Below are 23,346 nucleotides of genomic sequence, written 5' to 3'. Positions count from 1 at the left end.
TTTTTATCACAAATCGTTGTTTTTCTACTTCCAGTCATTCGTTTAACTACAACGTTGTAGAAACCTTCTCCCCAAATGTATCCGGTCTGTTTTTGTCAAAGCTTTCATTTGCCCACATAAGAGTAATCAAATCCTCCGTATCAGACAAATTTATTATATTATGGGTGTAGCCCGGAAGCATATGTACAGCCTCTATCTTCTCACCACTTACATAAAACTCCAGTATCTCATCGGTTCCTATCTTTCTCTCCTGTATAAGGGCCTTGCCTGAAACAACTATGAAAAATTCCCATTTGGTATTGTGCCAGTGTTCTCCCTTTGTTATGCCCGGCTTGCTTATATTTACAGAAAACTGTCCGCAGGAAGTGGTCTTTAACAGCTCTGTAAAGCTTCCTCTGTTATCTGTATTCATCTTAAGCGGAAAGCTTACCTTTTCTTTTGGCAAATAAGATAAATATGTAGAATACAGTTTCTTTGCAAAGCTTCCTGCAGGTATGTCAGGCATAATCAAGGTTTCGGGCTGTCTCTTAAAGCTTTCCAGGGTATCTGCTATACTGCCAAGAGTTTCTTTATGAGTAACAGGAATATAGGCATACTTTCCATTTGCTTTTTCAATAGCCTCTACTCCCTCATATTCACAGTATTTTTCCTTGTTCTCAAGTGCATCCAAAAGTCCTTCCACCAGGTCATCTATGTACAAAAGTTCAAGTTCGGTATTTCTGTCATTTATCTGCACCGGCAGGTCATTAGCCGTGTTATAACAAAATGTGGCTACAGCCGAGTTGTAATTAGGTCTGCACCATTTACCGAATAAATTAGGAAATCTGTATACAAGTACCTTTGCACCTGTATCCTCACTATAATTAAAGAAAAGCTCCTCTCCCGCAAGCTTTGATTTCCCGTATTCGGAATTTTGAAATCTTCCGGCAAGAGTGGCCTGCACAGAGGAAGCAAGCATTACAGGACAGGTATTTTTATGCTTTTTCAACTCATTTAATAAATCTGTAGCAAAGCCAAAATTTCCCTTCATAAACTCGGAAGCATCAAGAGGACGGTTTACTCCTGCCAGATTAAACACAAAGTCAGCCCTCTCACAATAGTAAAAGAGCTGTTCTTTGGTTGATTCCAGATCATATTCAAATATTTCATCTATCTTAAGTTCAGGTCTTGTAGTATTTTTACCATCCCTTATGCACTTAAGATTTTCCGCAAGATTTCTGCCCACGAAGCCTTTCGCACCTGTAACCAATATATTCATATTATTTATCTAATCCTATTCTATTCCTTTCAAACTCCTATATATCAATACTATAAATCTTATGAGAGCTGTCACAAATTTAAGTTAGCAGTTTACTCCATTCTTCTCAAGCTCTTCCCTTATGTAGCTAAGTTCCGTAAGCTTAGCCTTAACCTGTTCCACATCAAGAAGTTCTGTGTTATTAGAGTTAAACTCAGTAAGTTTTGCTCTCTCGGTATTTCCTTCCGTAAAATACTTGTCATAATTAAGATTCCTGCTGTCACAAGGCACTCTGTAGAATTTCCCAAGGTCTATAGCCCTCTCACACTCCTCGTTGGTAAGCAGAGTCTCATACATCTTCTCACCATGTCTGATTCCTATCTGTTTGATAGCAGCTTTATCACCATTAAAAAGCTCACAAACCGCTTCTGCCTGCACCTTTATTGTACAAGCCGGAGCCTTTTGTACAAGGATATCTCCCGTCTCCCCGGTTTCAAATGCAAAAAGTACCAGATCTACAGCCTCTTCAAGTGACATAATAAATCTTGTCATAGTCGGCTCTGTAACAGTGATGGGATTTCCCGCTCGTATCTGGTCTATCCAAAGTGGGATAACCGAGCCTCTGGAGCACATTACATTACCGTATCTGGTACAGCATATTTTAGTCTTTGACTGCTCTACCGTCCTGGACTTGGCTACTATAACCTTTTCCATCATAGCCTTGCTTGTACCCATAGCATTTACAGGATAAGCTGCCTTATCTGTAGAAAGGCAGATTATACTCTTTACTCCGGCTTCTATAGCTGCATTAAGCACATTCTCGGTTCCCAGCACATTAGTCTTAACCGCTTCTATCGGGAAAAATTCACAGGAAGGAACCTGCTTAAGTGCGGCAGCATGAAAGATGTAATCCACACCATTCATAGCATTTTTCACCGAGTTTATATCTCTAACATCTCCGATATAAAACTTGATTTTCTCGGCAACCTCCGGCATCTTCGCCTGATACTCATGCCTCATATCATCCTGTTTCTTTTCATCTCTTGAAAATATCCTTATTTCACCAATATCGGTAGATAGAAATTTGTCCATTACCGCATGCCCAAAGGAGCCTGTTCCACCCGTTATAAGTAAAGTTTTTCCTGTAAATATACCCATGATATTTGCCTTTCTGAAATACTGTATCTTGAAAATAAATTTATAATATGCTATATTTATGGAGAGGAGAGTATCCATTTCAAAATGAATACTCCCTAAGCTTGGTTTTATTGCCCTAAAGGACTCACCTTGCTTGTTTGTGGCAAGCAGGTAACTTACTTTCTCTTACTAAGATAAGTAAGAATGGCGATTAGAAAACCGCCGAAGGATATTAGCAAAGCTATTATCCCTATGAAGATCATGATGATTTCATAAGCAGTCATCAACACCACCTCCCTTCGTATTTTCCCGATTTTTGGTTATCGGTTTTATACTTAGGGAGTTTCCCTTTTTGTCACAGATACTCTCCGACAAATATTTTAGCACAAGAGGTTATTATTTTCAATAAATTTGAACTTTCCCGAAAACGCCGAGGTTACTGAGCAACAAACTTTTTTATGTTTACTATTGAATTTGTATCCAAAATATGTGATAATTAATGGAATATCTTATAAATAATCTTGAACTAATTTTCTACTTTTGACACCGGCATCAAATTCTAAAATAAGAGGAATATGAGATGAATATTTTGCATGTATATGTTGCAAGTGCAGTAGGCATAGTTTTGGTTTTATCCATAATAATCTGTAATCAGGCGATTTTAAAGAACGAAAAAGCTGACTACAATATGCTCAGATATATGCTTATAATAGTTGGCTTTGCCTGTTTTTTTGATATCGTAATCTTTACTTCCGACGGAAAACCGGGTGAATTATTCCGATTTTTAAATATGCTGGGTAATACTTTCACCTTCCTTGCAACAATCGCCATCTGTCTGCTTTGGAATTTTTTTATTATTTTTCACCTTTACGGAGATACCGCCAAAACCAGACACAAGGTCAGACTTCTCTCAATCCCCGCCATACTCATGTCAACCGTTACCTTGATTAACTGGTTTGTACCTTTGGTTTTTACCATCGGAAATGACAATGTATATAGGCGTACCCCACTTGCTTATGTCTTTTCCTTTATCTCAATATCATATATTTTATACAGTGCATACATCCATGTCACTTTCAAACATAAAAAGAATATAAAGTTCTTCCCTATAAGCGTTTTTTTATTCCCTGTCTTTGTAGGATATCTTATCCAGACTTTCTTCTACGGTTTTGCTACCGGATGGGTGAGTGTAGCAATAGGGCTTTGCAATGCTTTTATGAGTGTGCAGAAGGAAAGTGCCTATGTTGACAAGCTAACCGGGCTTTTAAACAGAGCCTATCTTTTTGATGCACGGTTTTATGAATCAATGCACAGCGGTATAATGATTGACATTAATCAATTCAAAGGAATAAATGATACTTACGGGCATGATGCAGGTGATCAGGCCTTAAGAGAAGTTGCCTCTATCCTCACTGAAGCAACTATTGAAAATGGTACCGCCTTTCGTTATGCGGGTGATGAGTTTCTTATTTTTGCAGAGGATACAGGTACCGAAGTTTTAACCCGGATTAAAAGCAAAATACTGCTTGAACTGGATAAGATTAATTCTATGCCAAACAGACGCTATCAGCTCTCACTCTCCTTTGGGCTTGGCGAGTACGATCCCGACAAAGAGAATTTTGACGAATTTGTTAAGAAAATGGACAAAAATATGTACTACGATAAAGAACAATACTATCTTAATCATAAGGAATTAAGCAGAAGAAAATATATGTAAGAAAGTTTCTGCCACTCAAGCTTAGGGAGGCTTCAATTTGGTCACAGATACTCTTCGACGTGTATTTTTGCTCAGTTTTCAAAATGCTTCATAATGATTTTATAACTGTTTTCCACCGTATAATTTTCCGTTAAAAACTTATATCCGTTTTCACCCAACTTAGCCCTAAGTTCTCCGTCTGTAAACTTATTTACATTATTTACAAAGCCTTCCGTATTAACACTTACAGAGCTTAAGCCAAACTCGTTCTCTTCCGCTATCCTTCCGATATCCGTATTTTTATCCGTACATATAAGCACAGGCTTCTTTTCCTTAAGATATGAAAGCAGTCTTGACGGGAAGTTCGGTATAGTAAATCTATGGTCAAGGAAAATCATGCCTACATCTGATACCCCGACAAGGCTGTCATATTCAGACTTAGGCAGGGCTTTAATTAAAGTAAGGTTAACCGGAGTGGTCTCACTTACAAAATTCTCAAGTTTTCCGTATTCGGTTCCGCCTCCGCAGATTACAAAATGAGCTTCTTTCACTTTGGCGGATTTTTTGATGCACTCTGTAATAAACGGTATATCCTGTGGTAGTCCCAGATTTCCGCCATATAAAAAAATGATTTTATCAGGCGGAATATTATATTTAGATAAAATTCTGCTTCTATCACCAAGCTCCAAAGCTTCGTTATTCTTTGGCACTTCACCGGTTAGGTTATCTGTAACCCTTATGGAATTTGGGCAGACTTCAACCTTTAAACTGTCTAATTCATTATGTTTAAGCAGATATTCCACATTGTCAGGCGACATACAGCCAATATAATCGGAAATCTTATAAAGTTTCTTTTCTTTATTCCTAAATAAAATCTCTGCCGTAAACGGGCTGATAAGGCCTATATCTACTGCGTTTTGCGGAAAAATATCCTTTAACAAAAGATATGTCTTAGCTCCTGTTTTTTTCTTTATTTTCTCCACTATACCTGCAAGGCTTATCGGAGGGGTAGAATATAAAATCAGATCAAATTTTATCCCTTTAAAATGTCTTTCTATAGCTTTCATATACTTAAAAGGAAGTAAGGTCTGGGAAATTCCCTTTTCAACCATACCTACACCGAAGAGATTACCTGTCTTACATCTAAGTATCTTAAGATTGCCTGCTTCTATAACCTCTTCATCAGCCTCATCCTTTTTTTCAAGCGGAGTTACTATGTAGAGCTTATGTCCGTTATCCGCAAAACATTTCATAAGATCCATATAAATGCCTTCATCAGCAGGCGAGTGTATCTTCATAAGAGTAAGAAATAAAATCTGCATATTATCTACCTTTTCTCTCCAAAGTTAAAATGCTCTCAAATCCCCCATTTTTATTGCTCTGGCAGGATTTCCCACCACCATTACTCTGTCAGATACATTTTTAATAACTATCGCTCCCATCCCAACTACTGAGCCGTTTCCGACACTTATCCCCTGCTTAACCGATGCACCTAAACCAATAAATGAGTTATAACCAAGGCTGCTGTTACCACCCATAACAGCAGAGGTCGAAACTACGGAATTTCTGCCAACACTACATTCGTGATGAACACAGGCCATAGGCTGCACAAGTGTATTTGTAAATAAATGTGCTTTTATTGAAACAAAGGCGTTATGTGCTACCATAGTTCCCTCTTCAAGTATCGCACTTTCTGCCACGGAAGCGGATGGATGTACAAGGATTGCAAAGCTGTAATCCTTCTCTTTTACTTTATTGTATAGTTTTTCTCTGATAACAGGCTCTCCTATACCGGTCATAAACTCTATGTCCTTGGGAGAATATTTACTGATTATGTCTTCAAATGAAAATATTTTCTCATTATCAATCTTATCTTTCGCATCATCTACGAAAATAATTTTCTCCCATCTGTTTTCCTTAAGGTTTATTACCCTTGCAAGCTCTTCCACTTCCAAGCCATGCCCACCATATCCATATATACCGAGTACCATAATTTCTCCTTATCTTACTGTAACCAGATTCTTCCTACCGCATCCGAAGGCATCCTGAAATCTCCTCTCGGAGACAAGGTTACAGAGCCTACCTTTGGTCCGTCAGGCAGGCAAGAACGTTTATACTGTTGAGCAAAGAATCTGCGATAAAAACTCTTCTGCCACTTCTCTATTTCTTCATTACTGTATTCATCCTCAAAGGCTGTACGGGCAAGCCTAAAGAGTTTATCAGGTTCCATTCCCCATCTTACCATATTATAAAGGAAGAAATCATTCAGCTCATACGGGCCGACTATATCCTCTGTCTTCTGAACCAGTTCACCTGCTTCATTGGTTGGGAGAAGTTCAGGGCTTACCGGTGTTTCAACTATATCAACCAAAACCTGTGCAAGTACCTCTTTTCCTTCCTCATCCGCTTTTTCAGCACAGTATCTGACCAACTGTCTTACAAGGGTTTTAGGTATGGACGCATTGACTCCGTACATAGACATATGGTCTCCGTTGTAAGTGGCAAAACCAAGAGCAAGCTCGCTCATATCACCGGTTCCTATAACCAGACCGCCATACTCATTGGCAAGGTCCATAAGCACCTGAGTACGTTCACGTGCCTGTGCATTTTCAAAGGTTATGTTATGGTCATTTTCATCATGCCCTATATCCCTTAGATGAGTAAGTACAGATTCTTTGATATTTATTTCACGAAGTGTAATCCCAAGTTCTTTCGCCAGTTTTACAGCATTGTTATGCGTCCTTCCGGTTGTTCCGAAGCAAGGCATGGTTACAGCTATTACATTTTCTCTGCTTATCTCTAACATATCCATTGTTCTGCAGGCAACCAAAACCGCAAGTGTAGAGTCAAGACCGCCCGAAAGTCCTATAACCACGTATTTACAGCCTACATGTGCCATTCTTTTTTTAAGACCGAGTGACTGAATAGTAATTACATCCTCCGAGTTGCTGTCCCTTTCTTCTTTATTCTCAGGCACAAAGGGAGACTTAGGGAATTTTCTTTCCAAATGTGTTTCTATAAGCATTTTTTCCTTTATACCATCAGCATTATAATCTGTCATAAAAATTTTCTCAAAGGAAAAATCTATAAAATCATAATTCTCCCAGCCTGCTATCTCACAGGTATTCATCTTTCTTCTTTCATAGGTAAGCTTGTTGACGTCTATTTCAGTTATTATAGTACCGTTCTTAAAGCGCTGTTTTTCTGCAAGTATGATCCCGTCTTCACAAATAAGATTATGTCCTCCGAAGACCAAATCTGTGGTAGACTCACCCTCTCCTGTGGTTGCATAGATATAGCCCGCATTAAGCCTTGCCGACTGTCCCTGTACAAGGTTTCTTCTGTATTCCTGCTTACCCATAATCTCAGGGCTGGCGGAAAGGTTGGCTATAATAGTCGCCCCCGCCATAACATGATAATTGCTCGGAGGAATTACTACCCACAAGTCCTCACAGATTTCAGCAGCAATTTTAAGATTTTTTATGTCTTTATTTTCAAATATCAGCTTGTTGCCAAAATAAGTATATCCGCTTTTATTTTCTTCCCAGTCCAATAGCCTGTTTTCACCGACACAAGGAGTGAAATGTCTCGCCTCATAAAGCTCTGAATAGTTAGGTATATACTGCTTCGGAACCATTCCCAGAAGTTCGCCGTCTTTAAATACTGCTGCCACATTATAAAGCTTTCCGTCGGTTTCAAACGGAAGCCCTACAAAGGTAAGCATATCCATACCCCAGCTTGCTTTTATTATTTTCTTAAGGGTATTTAACGCAGAACTCAGCAGTCTTTCCTGTAGAAACAGCTCTCCACAGGTATAACCTGTAATGGCCAGCTCAGGAAACACAGCTATTTTTACTCCTCTATCCGCACAATACTTCATTTCTTTAATTATGCTGTCTCCGTTAAAAACACAATCTGCCACCCTTATATCAGGAGTAACGGCAGCTACTTTTACAAATCCATGTCTCATAATTTATATCAGGCTTCCTTTCAATTATTGTTATATTCAAGTTATTATTATCCTTTTATTCTACTTCTTTTAGCTATGTTTTACAATACTTCAATTTCTATGATAATAAATTCTCTTGTAAGCAAGTTTACATCGACTTTTTACACCTTTGACACTTGTATCCTATTGACTTAAAAAGGACTGCCACAAAATGACAATCCCTTATCAAAATCTATTCCATTTAGAGTATATAATCAGTTCTAACTAATCTTCTTTCACCTCTGAAACTATAAGTTCAGCCAACTCATCCAACCTACCTTCCTGGTCTTCGGATATGGCTGATTTAATTGTAAGTGTTTCGCCAATCTGTCTCATATCCTTAAGTTCGTCTACAACTGCCTTAATAGTCTTTGCCGCACTCGGAGCCCATGAGCCATTTTCTATAACAGCATAAGCCCTGTTTCTTACGGTAATTTCCTTCATTTCCTGAATAAGCTCATTCATCTTAGGATGCACGGACATATTGTATGAAGGTGCTGCAAAAACTATGGTACTGTACTTAAATATATCACTGATATGATATGAATAATGATGATTTGATACATCCACCATCTTCATATTAACCATGCCTCTCTCGGCAAGTTTTGCGGCAAGCACGTTTGCAGCCAGTTCCGTATCTCCGTACATAGAAGCATAGGCTATAAACACTCCGTTCTCTTCCGGTGTATATGTGCTCCATGCCTGATATTTTTCCAGGATAAACGGAATATCTCTTCTCCAAACCGGTCCATGTAAAGGGCAGATATAAGCAATTTCAGAAGGGAGCTTCTTAAATACAGCCTGCACCTGAGCACCGTATTTCCCGACTATATTAGCATAGTATCTTCTGGCTTCATTAATGAACTCATGCCTGTAATCAAACTCATCATTAAATATTCTACCGTCTAAAGCTCCGAAAGTACCGAAGGCATCAGCAGAGAACAGCACTTTGTCTGTTTCATCATAGGTAAACATTACCTCAGGCCAATGTACCATAGGTGCCGTAAAAAACTTAAGATTATGCTTTCCTGTAGAAAAGCTGTCGCCGTCACCCACAAAAACAGTACGCTCTGCCATATCTATATTATAAAACTGTGAAATAAGACCTATAGTCTTTTTATTTGCAATAAGCTTTAAATCAGGATAAAGTGATATAATCTGAGTAATCAGAGAGCAATGATCAGGCTCCATATGATTTACAACCAGATAATCAAGCTTTCTATTGTCAAGCAGTGAGGTAAGATTGTCTATAAACTGCCTTCCTATCGCATAATCGACTGTATCAAATAAAACTGTCTTTTCATCCGTTAAAAGGTATGAATTGTATGCAACTCCGTCAGGTACAGGAAAACAATTTTCAAAAAGTGCAATTCTTCTGTCGCTTCCTCCTACATAATACAGATCATCTGTAATCTGCCTGGTACACTTCATATAATATCCCCTTTCGTTAAGCATCTTCGTTAAATCAATAACAATATAATTTATCCCAAACTATTCACGAAACATCTTGTGAAATATCGTAATCATAAGAGGTCTGTGGCCTATTGCGTGAATAATTATGGCTTACTAAAGTACATACATGATTGTATTATACAATAAAAACATGAGAAACTAAAGCCCAAGTTTAGTTTCCCATGTTTTTTCTTTAGTTCATATTAAGCATTATATTTTGAGCTTTCCTTAAGTCTTGTAAGAGCTCTTGCAAGCGAAGCCTGACTCATCTTATGTTCCTGTATACTCTGCTTCTGCCTGAGCTGTTCTTTCGCCCTCTCAAGCGCATCTCCTGCCCTCTTGGAGTCAATCTCATCAGGAAGTTCGGCAGTATCTACAAGCATAATTGCCCTGTTGTGGAAAATCTGAACCATGCCGCTGCCTACCACTACATAGGTAACTGTTCCATCCTCCTCAACTATATGGGCTTCCCCCATATCTACAGCCAGCACCATGTCTTCATGATGTGCCTGAATAGCTCTTAAACCGTCACTTTGAGGTATAACCAAAGTTTGGCACTGTCCCTCAAAAAAGATTCTGTCACTTGCATATACTTTAAGATAAAATGTTCTGTTTGCCACTTATACGGCCTCCCGCTCCATAGCTTCTGCTTTTGCTTTAACTTCATCAATAGTTCCTACATTAAAGAAGGCTGCCTCCGGATATTCATCCATTTCACCTTCAATTATTGCCTTAAAACCTCTTATTGTTTCCGCAAGCGGTACATATTTACCCTGTACTCCCGTAAATGTTTCTGCCACAAAGAAAGGCTGTGAAAGGAAACGTTGTATCTTTCTTGCTCTGTTGACAGTCTGTTTATCTGCCTCTGAAAGCTCCTCCATACCGAGAATTGCAATTATATCCTGCAACTCCCTATATTTCTGAAGCATTTCCTGCACTTTTCTGGCTGTATTATAATGTTCCTCGCCTACTACATCTGCTTCCAGTACTCTGGAAGATGACTCAAGCGGATCTACAGCCGGATATATACCCTGCTCAACTATTTTTCTTGAAAGTACAGTTGTTGCATCAAGATGTGTAAATGTAGTTGCCGGAGCCGGATCGGTAATATCATCCGCAGGCACATATACTGCCTGTACGGAGGTAACTGAACCTGACTTTGTAGATGCAATTCTTTCCTGAAGCTCACCTACATCTGTTGCAAGGGTCGGCTGATAACCAACCGCAGAAGGCATACGTCCAAGCAGGGCTGAAACCTCCGAGCCTGCCTGTACATAACGGAAAATATTGTCAATGAAAAGAAGCACATCCGCATTTTTCTCATCTCTGAAATACTCTGCCATAGTAAGTCCTGTCTCTGCAACCCTCATTCTGGCTCCCGGTGGTTCGTTCATCTGACCGAATACCAAGGCAGTCTTAGCTATAACTCCCGACTCCTTCATTTCAGTCCAAAGATCATTACCCTCTCTTGAACGCTCTCCGACACCCGTAAATATAGAATAACCGCCATGTTCGGTAGCAATATTTCTTATAAGCTCCTGAATAAGCACTGTCTTACCTACACCTGCACCACCGAAAAGTCCTATCTTACCGCCCTTTGCATAAGGTGCAAGCAAATCAATTACCTTTATACCTGTCTCAAGTATCTCTACGGCAGGGCTCTGGTCCGAGAACTTAGGAGGTTCTCTGTGTATGGTCCAATGCTCTTCATTTTCAAGACTGACACCGCCGTCTATGGTATCACCGAATACATTGAAAAGCCTTCCTAGTGTAGCCTCACCAACCGGAACTTTTATGCCGGAACCGGTTGCTGTTACTTCCATGTCTCTGCTAAGTCCTTCTGAGGCAGTGAGCATGATACATCTGACTATGTTCCCGCCCTGATGTGAAGAAACTTCCATCAGACACTTTTTGCCATGATTATCTACAATCAGGGCATCTTTAATTTTAGGTACATCTTCATCCGAAAACAGGACATCCACAACCGGTCCCATTACCTGTATTATCTTACCGTTTTTCATTCTCATTTCCTCAAATGCTGTGCCTTGGCACCGGCTACAACCTCAGTTATTTCCTGAGTTATGGCTGCCTGCCTTACACGATTGTATTGTATTGATAAATCTCTGATTATTTCATCTGCATTGTCATTTGCCGCCTGCATAGCCATCATTCTGGCATTCTGCTCCGAACAAAATGATTCCACCAAAGCTCCGTACACAAAGCCTACCAGATAATTCGGTATAACCGTATCAAGTACTTCTTTCGGAGAAGGGAGCATGGTTATATCCTGTTCTGTAATAAAACCCGCAGGAATATTACCCATAATCTTTTTCTTGTCAAGAGGTAAAAGCGGTACAGTCTCAGCCTGAGTAACCATACTGTTTACCATTCTTGTATAGACTATGGTTATTTCATCCAATTCTCCTGCCTGATATTTATCTACCACAGCTCCGATTATCTTCCTTGCCCTGTGCAATGAAGGGTTCTGTGTAGTATAGCGGAAATGGGCATCTATCTCCATTCCCTTGCTCATAAAATAGCTTCTTCCCAACTCACCGACTACAAACAAGGAATTAATCCCAGGCTCTTTTAACCATGTTTCGGTACACTTAATTACATTGTGGTTATAAGCTCCTGCAAGTCCCTTATCTGCTGTTACTATGATGAGACCGCGTCTTCTCTTTTCAGGCTCTATATCGTTTAGATTTTTAAGGAAAATATGCCTCATATCCGGCATATGCCTTAGAAGTCTTGCTATAGCCATCTGGAGATTGTAAAAATACGGCTCCGTATCTTCAAGGCTCTTCTTAGCTTTTCTAAGCTTGGTTGACGATATAAGATACATCGCCTTGGTTATCTTTGCCGTATCTTTAACGCTTGAGATTCTATTTTTAATCTCTCTTGCATTAGCCATATTTATTTACCTTCTTTTGCCCCGAGATAAAAATTACGGAATTGAGTTGCCGCATCCACGATTCTCTCTGTAAGATCCTCTGTAAGCGCTTTCTGATTCTCAATTTCTCTTATCATTTCAGGATGATGGGTTTCAAAATAATCTAACATTTCTGTCTGAAATTCTTTAATCTTATCACTTTCCACAAGCATCATAACTTTTTTGGTCGCTGCCACAAGTGTTATTACCTGCTGGTGAAGTGAAAGCGGTTTACAAAGCGGCTGTTTAAGAAGTTCCATAAGCCCCTTACCATAGGTAAGCTGGTTCTTTGTGACCTGATCAAGATCAGATGAAAACTGCGTAAACACTTCCATCTCACGATACTGCGCAAGGTCAATTCTTATTGAGCCGGAAGCCTTCTTCATAGCCTTACTCTGTGCGGCACCGCCAACACGGGATACAGAAAGACCTACATTTACCGCCGGTCTTTGTCCTGAGAAGAACAGACTGCTCTCTAAGAATATCTGTCCGTCAGTAATCGAAATTACGTTGGTAGGAATATAGGCAGATACATCTCCGGCCTGTGTCTCTATAATAGGAAGTGCCGTGATTGAGCCACCTCCCGCCTCATCTGAAAGGCGACTGCTTCTTTCAAGAAGTCTTGAATGAAGATAGAATACATCTCCCGGATAAGCCTCACGTCCCGGAGAACGCTCCAATAGAAGTGATAAAGCTCTGTATGCCACAGCGTGTTTACTTAAATCATCATAAACAATGAGCACATCCTTGCCCTTATACATAAAGTACTCAGCCATAGAAGTTGCCGCATAAGGTGCTATATACTGAAGTGCAGAAGAATCTGATGCAGTTGCCGCAACTACAATAGAGTAACTGAGCGCACCGTTTTTATCCAAGGTGTTAACCAGTTTTGCTACTGTTGAAGATTTCTGACCTATGGCTACATAGATACAGATAACTCCCTTACCCTTTTGGTTAATGATGGTATCTACCGCGATTGCTGTCTTACCGGTCTGCCTGTCTCCGATAATCAACTCTCTCTGTCCCCTGCCGATAGGGAACATTGAATCGATAGCGAGTATACCTGTTTCAAGCGGCACCGATACGGATTTTCTTTCTACTATGCCCGGTGCTTCATGTTCAACCGGTCTGAAGTCGGAAGCAACTACATCTCCTCCGCCGTCTATCGGATTGCCGAGGGCATCCACTACTCTTCCGAGGAAGCCTTCCCCTACAGGTACACCTGTCTTTTTGCCTGTACGGTTTACCCTTGCTCCCTCTGCCACAGTATCTGCCTTATTGAAGAGAATACAACCTATGCTGTCTGACTTGATATCCTGAACCATACCTTTGGCACCCGATTCAAATTCAATTATCTCCCCATACATAGCATGGTCTATACCCTGTATTCTGGCAATTCCGTCACCGACTGCCGTTACAAATCCGACTTCCTGTTCTTCAGTCTTGGGAGCAAAGCCTTCTATACTGCTTCTGAGTTTTGAAAGTCTGTCCTTAGCTATACTTTCTGCGTCAAGCCCATCATCAATATAATTGGTCCCATCGGTTTCTCCGGAAGCATCATCTGAACTGAAAAGTTCTGCCATAAGCTGGTCAAGTCTTCCCTTTGTACTCCAGTCATATTCATGCGTACCTATTCGAAGCACAAAACCGCCAACCAAATCCTTTTTTTCTATAAGTTCTATCTGAACCTCTTCCTTACTTACACCTTTTTTAGAAGCGACAAATTCTTTAATTTTGTCAAGCTGGGAGTCAAGTGGCGGTGTAACATAAAAAAGGCTCACCTTTAATTCTTTACTGTTTTTATCAAGACTCACTGTGTTCACCCTCTTTTGTTATAAATTCATCATAAAGATGCTTGTCACTTGTTCCATTACTGCTTTCAAGCATAAGCTTTGTGGTAGCTTCCATAACAAGACGTGCTATTTCCATATCTGCTTCTCTTATTATCTTCTGATGCTCTTCCTTTGCCTGCTCTTTTGCATTACTTATAACCGCTCCGGCCTTAACATCCGCTTCCTCTAAAATACGCTTGTATTCTTCATCGGCACTCGCTCTGGCCTTTTCGATTATATCCTGTCTTTCATTTGAAGCATTGCTTACGGCTTCCTCATATTTTGCTTTCAGAGCATAAGCATCTTTTTTGGCCATTTCAGCCTCATTAAACTTTCCATTAATAGCATCTCTCCTCTTAGCTATTATATTATTGATTGGCTTAAATAAAAATAATTTAATGATTATATACCATACAACAATATTTATCGCGGTAAAGAGGAGATCCCAACCTAATTTAAGCATTATTCCTCCTTATATGCTCCTTATTTAAGCATCATTATTATAAGGACTGCAATAACAAAACCGTAAATAGCTGTTGCCTCTGCAAGAGCTGCACCAAGAATGAGTACACTACGAATCTTCTCCGCTGCCTCAGGCTGTCTTGCTGTAGCATCTGCTGCCTTACCTGTCGCAATACCAATACCGATACCTGCTCCTAAACCTGCTAAAACTGCAATACCAGCACCAATTCCTAATAAATTCATAATTTTTCTCCTTATTTTTATTATAGAAACCTGACCTATTCAAGCTGTTCGCCAATGAATAAGCCCGTTAAGAACACAAATACATATGCCTGAATCAGACCGTCAAAGATATCAAAATAAAAGCTGAATGCTATAGGAAGACCTACCGGAAGTACAAATTCTATGAGTTTCATAACCACGAAGGCTCCCAGCACATTTCCGAAAAGTCGCATACATAATGACAGTGGTGTAGTAAATACTTCAAGTATTTTGATTGGTGTAATCACCGCCATTGGTTCCGTAAAACTTTTTAACCACTTACGCACGCCTTTTTTATGGATACCTGCGTATTCAATTATCACAATACTGAATAACGCAAGCGCAATGGTAACGTTCAAGTCCTTTGTCGGAGGCTTAAAACCCAATATACCAACCATATTTGCAATTCCGATGTAGATGAGTATGCAGGTCAGGTAGGGCACATATTTTCCCCCATGCTCTCCTACTATATTATTTACTGCACCCTGAAGCCAGGTTACTGCCTGTTCAACCGCAAGCTGTCTGTTACTTGGGTTCTCAACCTTTAGGTTTCTGGTAAGTAATATAGAAATAACAAGAACGACTGCCATTATTATCCATGTCACTACAACCGATTCGGAAATGCCGCCAAAAAAGGGTACTTCAAACACTGTTTCAACATGCAGTTCTTCTGCCAACCGCTCGGCCAAATTTCCCATTGCCGCTCCTTTCTTCATTGTTATATTTCTAACTTTTATAACTTAGGTATTATAAACCTCATTTTTCTTGCAGTCAATACAAAGTATTATATAATATAGGATTGCTTCGGCTCTACCTACAGCAATCCCTAAAATTATATTTGTAATATCGCCTTTTCTGCGTTTACAGTATTACACTGAATCCGAATTATTCACATCATAAGTTACAGACTTTTCAACTGCAGACAGACCGTACCAATTACAAGAACATGTCCCTGTACCAAATAAGAGCATCTGTATAGGCTATGTATACATTTTTCACATCTATATTTAACACAGTCATAAGTCTGCTTACTTCCTGCCAATCCGCATCTTCATAGTAGAGCATAAAGTTAAGAAGCGGAGCTAATCTTCCTTTTCTTTCAAGTAAAGCCGAGCTGATTTCTTCCGATACATTTACAAGTTCAAGAGCATCCTTCATATTTTTGTCAAGGAGGATATCAAGTACAGAGAAAAGTCCCATAAGGAAAAGCTCCGCAGTAACAGCACCCAAGTCAAAACAATAAGCAAGATTTTCCGCAAATTTCGCACGTATGAGGGATAGACGCATAATCTCACTAGGCTTGTCGGCACAAAGAGATTTGGTAGCCGCAGTACTAGCCCATCTCCTTATTTCTCTCTGTCCAAGCATGGCTGTAGCCGCCCTTATAGAAGTAATCTTTGAATTTCTTGACAGCTTATTTACTATCTCGAGCATATTAATTACAAGAGCTGTATCTTTCGAAATAACATCCGCAACCTCAGTCAAATCAAAGTCAGGCTGATTTACAAGGTTAAGAAGCTCAATATAAGTTATCTTAAGAGGAGCTATCTCACCGTTCTTTGAGATGGCAGGCATTCTAAAGAAATCACCTTCAAAAAGATGGTATCCGCCGCTTTCCGTAAGCTTTTCATACTCTTCTTTAGTATCCACATTTACGGCACAAAGCTTGATATTCGGATACACCTGTCCAAAATAAATCTTAGCTTTTTCTATCTTAATCTTTTTATGGTCAAGCAGTATATAATCCATAAGGCTAAGCACAGCCTTATATTCCTCAAACTGCTCAATTTTAAGCTTTCTTACAGCGAACTTATATCCCTTGTCCTTAAGCTCTGTTATTCTGTCTACATACATCTGCTCTGTATTTATTTTATAATCAATGAGCAAGACTACCTTACTTGCGGGAGCACTGCACTGATTCTCAATATCTGAGAACAGAGAGATATTATTTACCTCTATAAATACTTCTTTATCTCCTGCAAGGGTTCCTATACCCATACTTTCAATTATTTCCAAGCCTAATAATCCTGCTGCAGCATCTAAACTGCCTGTTCCTAAAAGAGAAGGATGCATCAGATAATTTTCCCTTTGGGCAAATACCGAATATGCACATACTTCCATTTTATTGTCAAATAAAGGTATTAATGTTGCTAGCATGTCTGTATTTCCTTTCAAATTTATTTTTATACTTTACAAACCTACGATAATGTGATAAAATATATCTCGCTCAGCAATTTTGTATGTGTAGCTCAGCTGGATAGAGCGTCTGACTACGGATCAGAAGGTCGCGAGTTCGAATCTTGTCACATACATATCAGGTACCGCTTCTGCGGTGCCTTTTTTGTTTGCCTGTAAATTTACATTTAAAATAAAATCTCCTACCTTCCATTTTATCACTACTTATTTTAGTTTCAAGTAGATTAATTATTTTTGTTAAATATTTTTGAAAACACTCCTCCCGTCACAACTCCTATAAAATTAAGCAATATATCGTCTACATCACAGATTCCCACTCTTGTTATCAGCTGAATCCCTTCTATGGCTACAGTAAAAACGAGTCCGAGTAAAATAGTTTTTAAAAATGTATATTTACTGTTTTTCAAAAAATATCCCACAAATATTCCAAACGGAACAAAGGCGACCACATTGCCTATTATATTTATAAATACCAGTTTAACTCCTATAACGTTGATATTTCTGATATATCTGAGTATTTCTTTAAACAGGGTAAAATTATATCTATAGGATTCCGCTATTTCTCTTTTGCCGATGCTATCACTTAAAAACAAGTGATAGCACAGCATCAACAGGTAAATAATAAAAATTAAACCTACAATCAGCTTTTTATTATTAATAATTTTTTTCATTATACATCCTTACAGCCCATATTCCTTTGTAAACTTGTCAGCAAGATACTCTACATAATAGTCTGCGTTAAATTCTTCTCCCGTTGCCATAAGAAGAATCTCATTTGTATTTTTCAGTTTTCCGTATTTATGAACTTTTTCACCAAGCCAGTTTATAATTTTTGATACTTCACCCTTTCTAAGAACTTCATCAAAGTTCATTTCTTTCTTCAATTGGTGATATAACTGTGCTCCTATGGCATTACCTAAGGCATAGCTTGAGAAATATCCAAAGCTTCCTCCTGCCCAGTGTATATCCTGAAGGATTCCATCTTTATAACTTGTCGGGCGCACTCCGAGATATTCTTCATAAAGGTCATTCCAAAGCTCAGGAAGTTTCTCTGCCGGATAATCTTCATTAAATATCTTCTTTTCAATCTCATAGCGTACCAGTATATGTAAACTGTAGGTAAGTTCATCCGCCTCAGTACGGATGAGACCTGCCTCTGTACGGTTGATAGCTGTTATAAATTTATCAAGGCTTATATCTTTTAACTGTTCAGGAAATGTTTTTACAAGCTTGCCATAAATCGGCTCCCAAAATGCCTTACTTCTTCCGATAATATTTTCACAAAATCTTGACTGTGATTCATGTAATCCCATTGAAGAACCTCCTCCCACAGGAGTCAGGGTAAGTTCATCAGGAATATTCATTTCATAAATTCCATGCCCTGCCTCATGAATTACGGAGAATATTGCGCTTTCAAGGTTATTTTCATGAAAATGATTGGTAATTCTTACATCCTTATTATGGAGATTGCTTGTAAATGGGTGTTCACTTTCCGCAATTACACCCCTCTCCATATCAAAGCCCAGATATTCCGCTACAAACCCTGAAAACTCCTTCTGTTTATCCACGGGATAGCTTTTAAACAGAAATTCATACTCAACCTGCGGTTTTTCTTTAATTTTCTTAAGCAGAGGAACTATGGCCTCTTTTAATTTGTTAAAGAATTTATCAAGTATCTCCTGATTGAAGCCTTCTTCGTAATCATTAAGCAATACATCATAAGGCTTTTCACCGTTTTTTATTCTATAAACCGCAAATTTCTTGGTGTATTCAATAAGAGACTTAAGAGTCGGCAAAAATTTACCGAAATCATCTGCATTCTTGGCTTCGGCCCATCTTGAAGCTCCAACAGCCTGTAATTCCGAATACTCCTGATATTCTTTTTCCGGAATCTTCTCCAAATACTCATAATCCTTCTTAAGTTGTTTGATAATTCCTTTTTCTACCTCTGTAAGCCCGGTCTCTTTGCCTTCTTTTATTTCTTCCGAAAGCTTGTAAACAGTCTGTTTAACCTCATCATTCATAATAGAATTGTAGGCTTCTCCCGCTATTACTCCCAATATCTTGGCTGTCTGATCCACAGCAGCCTTTGGAGCAAGTGTTTCTGTGTCCCATCCAAACAAAGCCATAGCCGTATTCATAGCCATAGATTTATCTAAATAAGGCTTCAAGTTTTCAAAATCTTTATTCATACCGTCTCCTCTCACACTTCTTCAATTATTATCCACTATCTTCTCTGTATTTGCAAGACAAATATCAGCTTCTGAGTACAGCCCCTATATGTTCCAGTCCTTTAAGTATATTTTCCATAACAGCCGTTATCTCTGCATCTTCAAGGGTCTTTTCCTTATTTCTGAATGTAATTGAATAAGCCATAGACTTTTTGTCTGCACCTATTCTTTCTCCCTCATAAATATCGAAAAGCCCAAGACTTTCTAATATATTCCCGCCGTTAGTTCTTATTACTTCCTCTATTTCACCTGCTGTAAGACTCTTGCTCATAATAAGGCTTATGTCTCGCACTACGGATGGGAATTTTGCTATACCTTCATATTTTACACTAAAATCTGCTTTTTCACAAATCTTACTTAAATCTATATTGGCAATATAGGCTCTCTCGCTTATACCGTAGGTTTCCTGTACCAGAGGATGTACTTCTCCAAGGTAGCCTACCGGCTCCCCATCATAGATAATATCCGCCTGCCTTCCGGGATGAAGGAAGGTCTTTCCCGCCTGAGCCTTATAAGAAGGAAGCTTTTTCATACCGACTTTATATAAAAATTCTTCAACAACTCCCTTTAGTACAAAAAAGTCTCCTTCTCCGTACATACCAAGGCAGAATTGTTTCTTCTCCTCAGGATAATCTTCAAGAGGAAGTTTCTTTGCAAGGTAAATATTGGATATTTCATAAAGCCTTACATTCTTATTTCTTCTGGCTGAATTGGTTCCGAGTGAAGTAAGCATTCCGTTTACAATCTGTGTACGCATTATGGAATAGTCTTCACCGAGAGGATTCATAATCTTAATGGTTTCTCTTTCCTTGGCATCTTCAGGAAGCAGGAGCTTTTCAAATACCTTAGGGCTTTCAAAGGAGAAGGTCATGCCTTCACAGAAGCCAAACTGCTCAGCAAGAGCCCTTGCCTTACCTTCTATCTCCATCTGCAAGGTTTCTCCGCCTGCTGTTGACTCTCCGCTCGGAAGAGTTGTAGGTATCTTATCATATCCGAAGAACCTTGCAAGTTCCTCAGCAATATCCGCATTACGAAGTAAATCCTGCCTGAAATAAGGTACTGTTACAGTTTTTCCATCATCATTTATCTTAATTTCAAGCCTTTTAAAATACTCGGCCGCTTCTTCTCTGCTTATATCAGTTCCAAGTAAACGGTTGCAGGCATCAAGGTCAAATTCTACCGTTCTGTCGCCTTCCTTTACAGGATAAACATCTACTACTCCGCCTACTACCTCGCCCGCACCTATCTCCTCTATGAGTTGGCAGGCTCTGTTCATAGCAAGCAGAGCCGTGTTTGGATGAAGTCCTTTTTCAAATTTACCTGAAGCATCAGTTCTAAGTCCTACCTTCTTACTTGAAAGCCGGATGTTGGTACCGTCAAAGCAGGCTGCTTCAAGGAGGACTGTATTCAGATTGTCATTTATCTTTGAGTTCTCACCGCCCATAATGCCGGCTATACCAACCGCCTTTTTGCCGTCTTTTATAAGCAGAACCGTATCATCAAGTTCTCTTTCTTCTCCGTCAAGTGTAGTGAATTTTTCTCCCTTAGCTGCTCTTTCTACTATAATCTTCCTGTCTTCAATAGTAGAAAGGTCATAGGCATGCATAGGCTGGCTCATCTCTGTCATTACATAGTTTGTAATATCCACTATATTATTGATAGGACGGATGCCTACTGAGGAAAGCCTGCGCTGCATCCAGAGTGGGGAAGGAGCTATTTTTACATTTTTAACCACCCTTGCTACAAAACGTTTGCAAAGGTCATTATCTTTTATTTCCACGGAAATATAGTCTTCTGCCTTCTCTGAATTGCCTGTTTCTTTTATCACAGGAGGCTTGAACTCCTTACGGAAGGTAGCCGCAGCCTCCCTGGCTATACCCTCTATACCGAAGCAGTCTACCCTGTTACTGGTTACTTCGTATTCTACAAGAGCATCTCTTAGACCGAGCGCTTCTAAAGCATCACTTCCAAGTTTAAGCTCACTTCCGCCCTCTATTTTATTGAAAATATAAAGTCCTTCTTCATCCGCTTCAGGATAGTAGGTTTTATCCCTCCCAAGCTCATCTATGGAGCACATCATTCCATACGAATCCACTCCTCTAAGCTTTCCTGCCTTTATTTCAAATCCTCCTGCAGTCCTGTTTCCTGAATGGTCACAGGCTACCTTACCTCCGTCAAGCACTACCGGAACTACAGCACCTTCAAAGACATTCGGTGCACCTGTAACTATCTGTACCTCTTTACCTGCTTCATCTACCTGTACCTGACAGATAACAAGCTTATCCGCATCAGGGTGCTGCTCTAGTTTATTTATTTTTCCTACTATGATTTTATCTAAATTTTCATCAAAATACTCCACACTTTCAGCCTTAGTTCCGCTAAGTGTCATTGCATCCATATACTCTGCCGGACTGCAGTCAAGCTCCGGCACCATTTCTTTTATCCAAGATAAAGGTGTATTCATGTTAATCTCCTCTTAACTTATCTGAATTGATTAGGCTGCCAAATACTTTTGGCACTTGTATTCTCAATTCGAGCCATTTATTCTACTTTTGTAGAGCAAACATTGTTCTTTCATAGTTAAATTTTTAGTTTTATCTTAGTTAACAACTTTTAAGCTGATAACTTAAAACTGTCTTAAGAAACGCACATCATTCTCATAAAGAAGGCGCATATCGTCTACCTCATACTTTAAGAGGGCAATTCTCTCAAGTCCCATACCGAAGGCAAAGCCCTGATATTCCTTAGGATCTATTCCACGCATCTCAAGTACGTGAGGGTGAACCATGCCACAACCCAGTATCTCAATCCAGCCTTCATTTTTACAGAAACGACAGCCCTTGCCTCCGCATTTAAAGCAGGAAACATCCATTTCTGCGGATGGCTCTGTAAAAGGGAAGTGGTGCGGTCTGAACTTCACCTTGGTATCTTCACCGAAGATTCTTCTTGCAAATTCTGCAAGAGTTCCCTTCAGGTCTGCAAAGGTTACATTCTTGTCTATTACAAGTCCTTCAACCTGATGGAATGAAGGTGAATGTGTGGCATCTACCTCGTCTGAACGGAATACCCTGCCCGGAGCAATAATTCTGATAGGCGGTTTTTGTTTTTCCATTACATGTACCTGAACAGATGATGTCTGGGTACGAAGCAGAAGCTTGTCATTTATATAGAAGGTATCCTGTTCGTCCTTTGCAGGGTGGTTTGCGGGAATGTTCAAAGCTTCAAAATTATAGTAATCATACTCTATCTCAGGACCGTCTACCACCTGATATCCCATACCTATGAAGATTTTCTTAACTTCATCAAGTGCTATGGTATTCGGATGTCTATGCCCTATCATAGGCTTTTTAGCAGGAAGGGTAACATCTATGGTTTCCGTAGCAAGCTTAAGGTCAAGCATTTTCTTCTCAAACTCTCTCTTTCGCTCTTCAAGCTTCTTTTCAAGTATCTCTCTTGCCTCATTCACAAGCTGGCCTACCTTCGGCCTGTCCTCAGGTGCTACATCCTTAAGGCTTTTAAGAACCTGTGTCAATTCTCCCTTCTTACCAAGGAAGCTCACCCTTGCATCGTTAAGTGTTTCGCTGTCAGCCGCCTCTTCAATCTGCTTAAGCGCAGCGTCCATAATTGCTTTTAATTTCTCTTTCATTGTTTTCCTCCACATATAGTATAGTGTGTGCCTGTACACACTTCGCACACGATCGGTGCAGTAAGGCAAGTTTCCCTGCCGAAAGATTTACATCCCTCGGAGAGATTTTTATTTAATAAAAAAGCCCCTGCATAACGCAGGGGCGAATTTTCCGTGTTACCACCCTGATTCCTGTCAGTCTGACAGGCTCTCAATTTACAGATAACGGCTGCTGCCGGCAAAACCTACTCTCTCTATGATTTAAGTTTTACAACTCGGGTGTGAAGGTCAGAATCG

The 23,346-nt window shown here is 39.6% G+C and carries 19 protein-coding genes and 1 tRNA gene; 2 read left to right on the top strand and 18 right to left on the bottom strand.

The annotated features are described in order from the left end of the window. Window positions 1–46: 46 nt before the first annotated feature. The gene (locus GCWU000282_RS04470) at window positions 47–1,258 is read right to left on the bottom strand and encodes a polysaccharide biosynthesis C-terminal domain-containing protein (protein ID WP_023353828.1); all 1,212 of its coding nucleotides are present in this window, start codon (window positions 1,256–1,258) and stop codon (window positions 47–49) included. 84 nt (window positions 1,259–1,342) lie between these two features. After that, window positions 1,343–2,395 (bottom strand): polysaccharide biosynthesis protein, encoded by a 1,053-nt coding sequence (locus GCWU000282_RS04465; RefSeq protein WP_035039756.1) that lies wholly within the window; start codon window positions 2,393–2,395, stop codon window positions 1,343–1,345. A 559-nt stretch (window positions 2,396–2,954) separates the two neighbouring features. Here GCWU000282_RS04465 and GCWU000282_RS04460 point away from each other — a divergent pair. Next, window positions 2,955–4,091 carry a GGDEF domain-containing protein gene (locus GCWU000282_RS04460; RefSeq protein WP_023353826.1) on the top strand — a complete coding sequence of 379 codons (1,137 nt, stop codon included), beginning with the start codon at window positions 2,955–2,957 and terminating at the stop codon, window positions 4,089–4,091. 71 nt (window positions 4,092–4,162) lie between these two features. Here GCWU000282_RS04460 and GCWU000282_RS04455 read toward each other — a convergent pair whose 3' ends face one another. From GCWU000282_RS04455 to GCWU000282_RS04400, 12 genes are all read right to left on the bottom strand, one after another. Further along, entirely contained in the window at window positions 4,163–5,392 is a 1,230-nt protein-coding gene (locus GCWU000282_RS04455; RefSeq protein WP_023353825.1) for a glycosyltransferase family 4 protein, read from the bottom strand. Window positions 5,393–5,416: 24 nt separating this feature from the next. Continuing rightward, entirely contained in the window at window positions 5,417–6,061 is a 645-nt protein-coding gene (locus GCWU000282_RS04450) for a NeuD/PglB/VioB family sugar acetyltransferase (protein WP_023353824.1), read from the bottom strand. Between the two features lie 14 nt (window positions 6,062–6,075). Continuing rightward, window positions 6,076–8,040 carry an NAD(+) synthase gene (locus tag GCWU000282_RS04445; RefSeq protein ID WP_023353823.1) on the bottom strand — a complete coding sequence of 655 codons (1,965 nt, stop codon included), beginning with the start codon at window positions 8,038–8,040 and terminating at the stop codon, window positions 6,076–6,078. Between the two features lie 243 nt (window positions 8,041–8,283). Continuing rightward, a complete protein-coding gene (locus GCWU000282_RS04440) occupies window positions 8,284–9,489 on the bottom strand; it encodes an FprA family A-type flavoprotein (protein WP_035039543.1) in 1,206 nt (401 codons plus the stop codon). 224 nt (window positions 9,490–9,713) lie between these two features. Continuing rightward, complete coding sequence (locus GCWU000282_RS04435) at window positions 9,714–10,130, bottom strand: FoF1 ATP synthase subunit delta/epsilon (protein ID WP_023353821.1); 417 nt, start codon at window positions 10,128–10,130, stop codon at window positions 9,714–9,716. Further along, window positions 10,131–11,531: a F0F1 ATP synthase subunit beta gene (gene atpD, locus GCWU000282_RS04430; RefSeq protein ID WP_035039541.1), complete on the bottom strand. Its 1,401-nt coding sequence runs from the start codon at window positions 11,529–11,531 to the stop codon at window positions 10,131–10,133. Between the two features lie 2 nt (window positions 11,532–11,533). Beyond that, on the bottom strand, window positions 11,534–12,424 hold the full coding sequence (gene atpG, locus GCWU000282_RS04425; RefSeq protein ID WP_023353819.1) for an ATP synthase F1 subunit gamma: 891 nt from the start codon (window positions 12,422–12,424) through the stop codon (window positions 11,534–11,536). A gap of 2 nt (window positions 12,425–12,426) precedes the next feature. Further along, the gene (atpA, locus tag GCWU000282_RS04420; RefSeq protein ID WP_023353818.1) at window positions 12,427–14,256 is read right to left on the bottom strand and encodes a F0F1 ATP synthase subunit alpha; all 1,830 of its coding nucleotides are present in this window, start codon (window positions 14,254–14,256) and stop codon (window positions 12,427–12,429) included. After that, window positions 14,246–14,737, bottom strand: coding sequence for an ATP synthase F0 subunit B (locus GCWU000282_RS04415; protein ID WP_023353817.1), 492 nt, complete (start codon window positions 14,735–14,737; stop codon window positions 14,246–14,248). Before GCWU000282_RS04415 ends, atpA begins: the two co-directional genes overlap by 11 nt. A gap of 20 nt (window positions 14,738–14,757) precedes the next feature. Continuing rightward, on the bottom strand, window positions 14,758–14,979 hold the full coding sequence (gene atpE / locus GCWU000282_RS04410; RefSeq protein WP_023353816.1) for an ATP synthase F0 subunit C: 222 nt from the start codon (window positions 14,977–14,979) through the stop codon (window positions 14,758–14,760). 35 nt (window positions 14,980–15,014) lie between these two features. Beyond that, on the bottom strand, window positions 15,015–15,695 hold the full coding sequence (locus tag GCWU000282_RS04405) for a F0F1 ATP synthase subunit A (protein WP_035039539.1): 681 nt from the start codon (window positions 15,693–15,695) through the stop codon (window positions 15,015–15,017). Window positions 15,696–15,933: 238 nt separating this feature from the next. After that, the gene (locus GCWU000282_RS04400; RefSeq protein WP_023353814.1) at window positions 15,934–17,154 is read right to left on the bottom strand and encodes an EAL and HDOD domain-containing protein; all 1,221 of its coding nucleotides are present in this window, start codon (window positions 17,152–17,154) and stop codon (window positions 15,934–15,936) included. Window positions 17,155–17,235: 81 nt separating this feature from the next. Between GCWU000282_RS04400 and GCWU000282_RS04395 the strand changes: the two genes are divergently transcribed. Further along, window positions 17,236–17,309 (top strand) — tRNA-Arg (locus GCWU000282_RS04395). Between the two features lie 108 nt (window positions 17,310–17,417). Here GCWU000282_RS04395 and GCWU000282_RS04390 read toward each other — a convergent pair. The 4 genes from GCWU000282_RS04390 to pheS form a co-directional block, all read right to left on the bottom strand. Further along, window positions 17,418–17,864 carry a VanZ family protein gene (locus GCWU000282_RS04390; protein ID WP_023353813.1) on the bottom strand — a complete coding sequence of 149 codons (447 nt, stop codon included), beginning with the start codon at window positions 17,862–17,864 and terminating at the stop codon, window positions 17,418–17,420. A 9-nt stretch (window positions 17,865–17,873) separates the two neighbouring features. Then, window positions 17,874–19,385, bottom strand: coding sequence for a carboxypeptidase M32 (locus GCWU000282_RS04385; protein WP_035039536.1), 1,512 nt, complete (start codon window positions 19,383–19,385; stop codon window positions 17,874–17,876). Between the two features lie 64 nt (window positions 19,386–19,449). Continuing rightward, the gene (pheT, locus tag GCWU000282_RS04380) at window positions 19,450–21,888 is read right to left on the bottom strand and encodes a phenylalanine--tRNA ligase subunit beta (RefSeq protein WP_023353811.1); all 2,439 of its coding nucleotides are present in this window, start codon (window positions 21,886–21,888) and stop codon (window positions 19,450–19,452) included. Window positions 21,889–22,050: 162 nt separating this feature from the next. Further along, window positions 22,051–23,070 carry a phenylalanine--tRNA ligase subunit alpha gene (gene pheS, locus GCWU000282_RS04375; RefSeq protein WP_035039534.1) on the bottom strand — a complete coding sequence of 340 codons (1,020 nt, stop codon included), beginning with the start codon at window positions 23,068–23,070 and terminating at the stop codon, window positions 22,051–22,053. Window positions 23,071–23,346 lie beyond the last annotated feature (276 nt).

It is taken from the genome of Catonella morbi ATCC 51271, from assembly GCF_000160035.2.
In the GTDB taxonomy this organism is placed as follows: Bacteria; Bacillota; Clostridia; order Lachnospirales; family Lachnospiraceae; genus Catonella; species Catonella morbi.
Note: the sequence above shows the minus strand (reverse complement) of the source record. Positions and strands in the feature narration are given on the sequence as shown.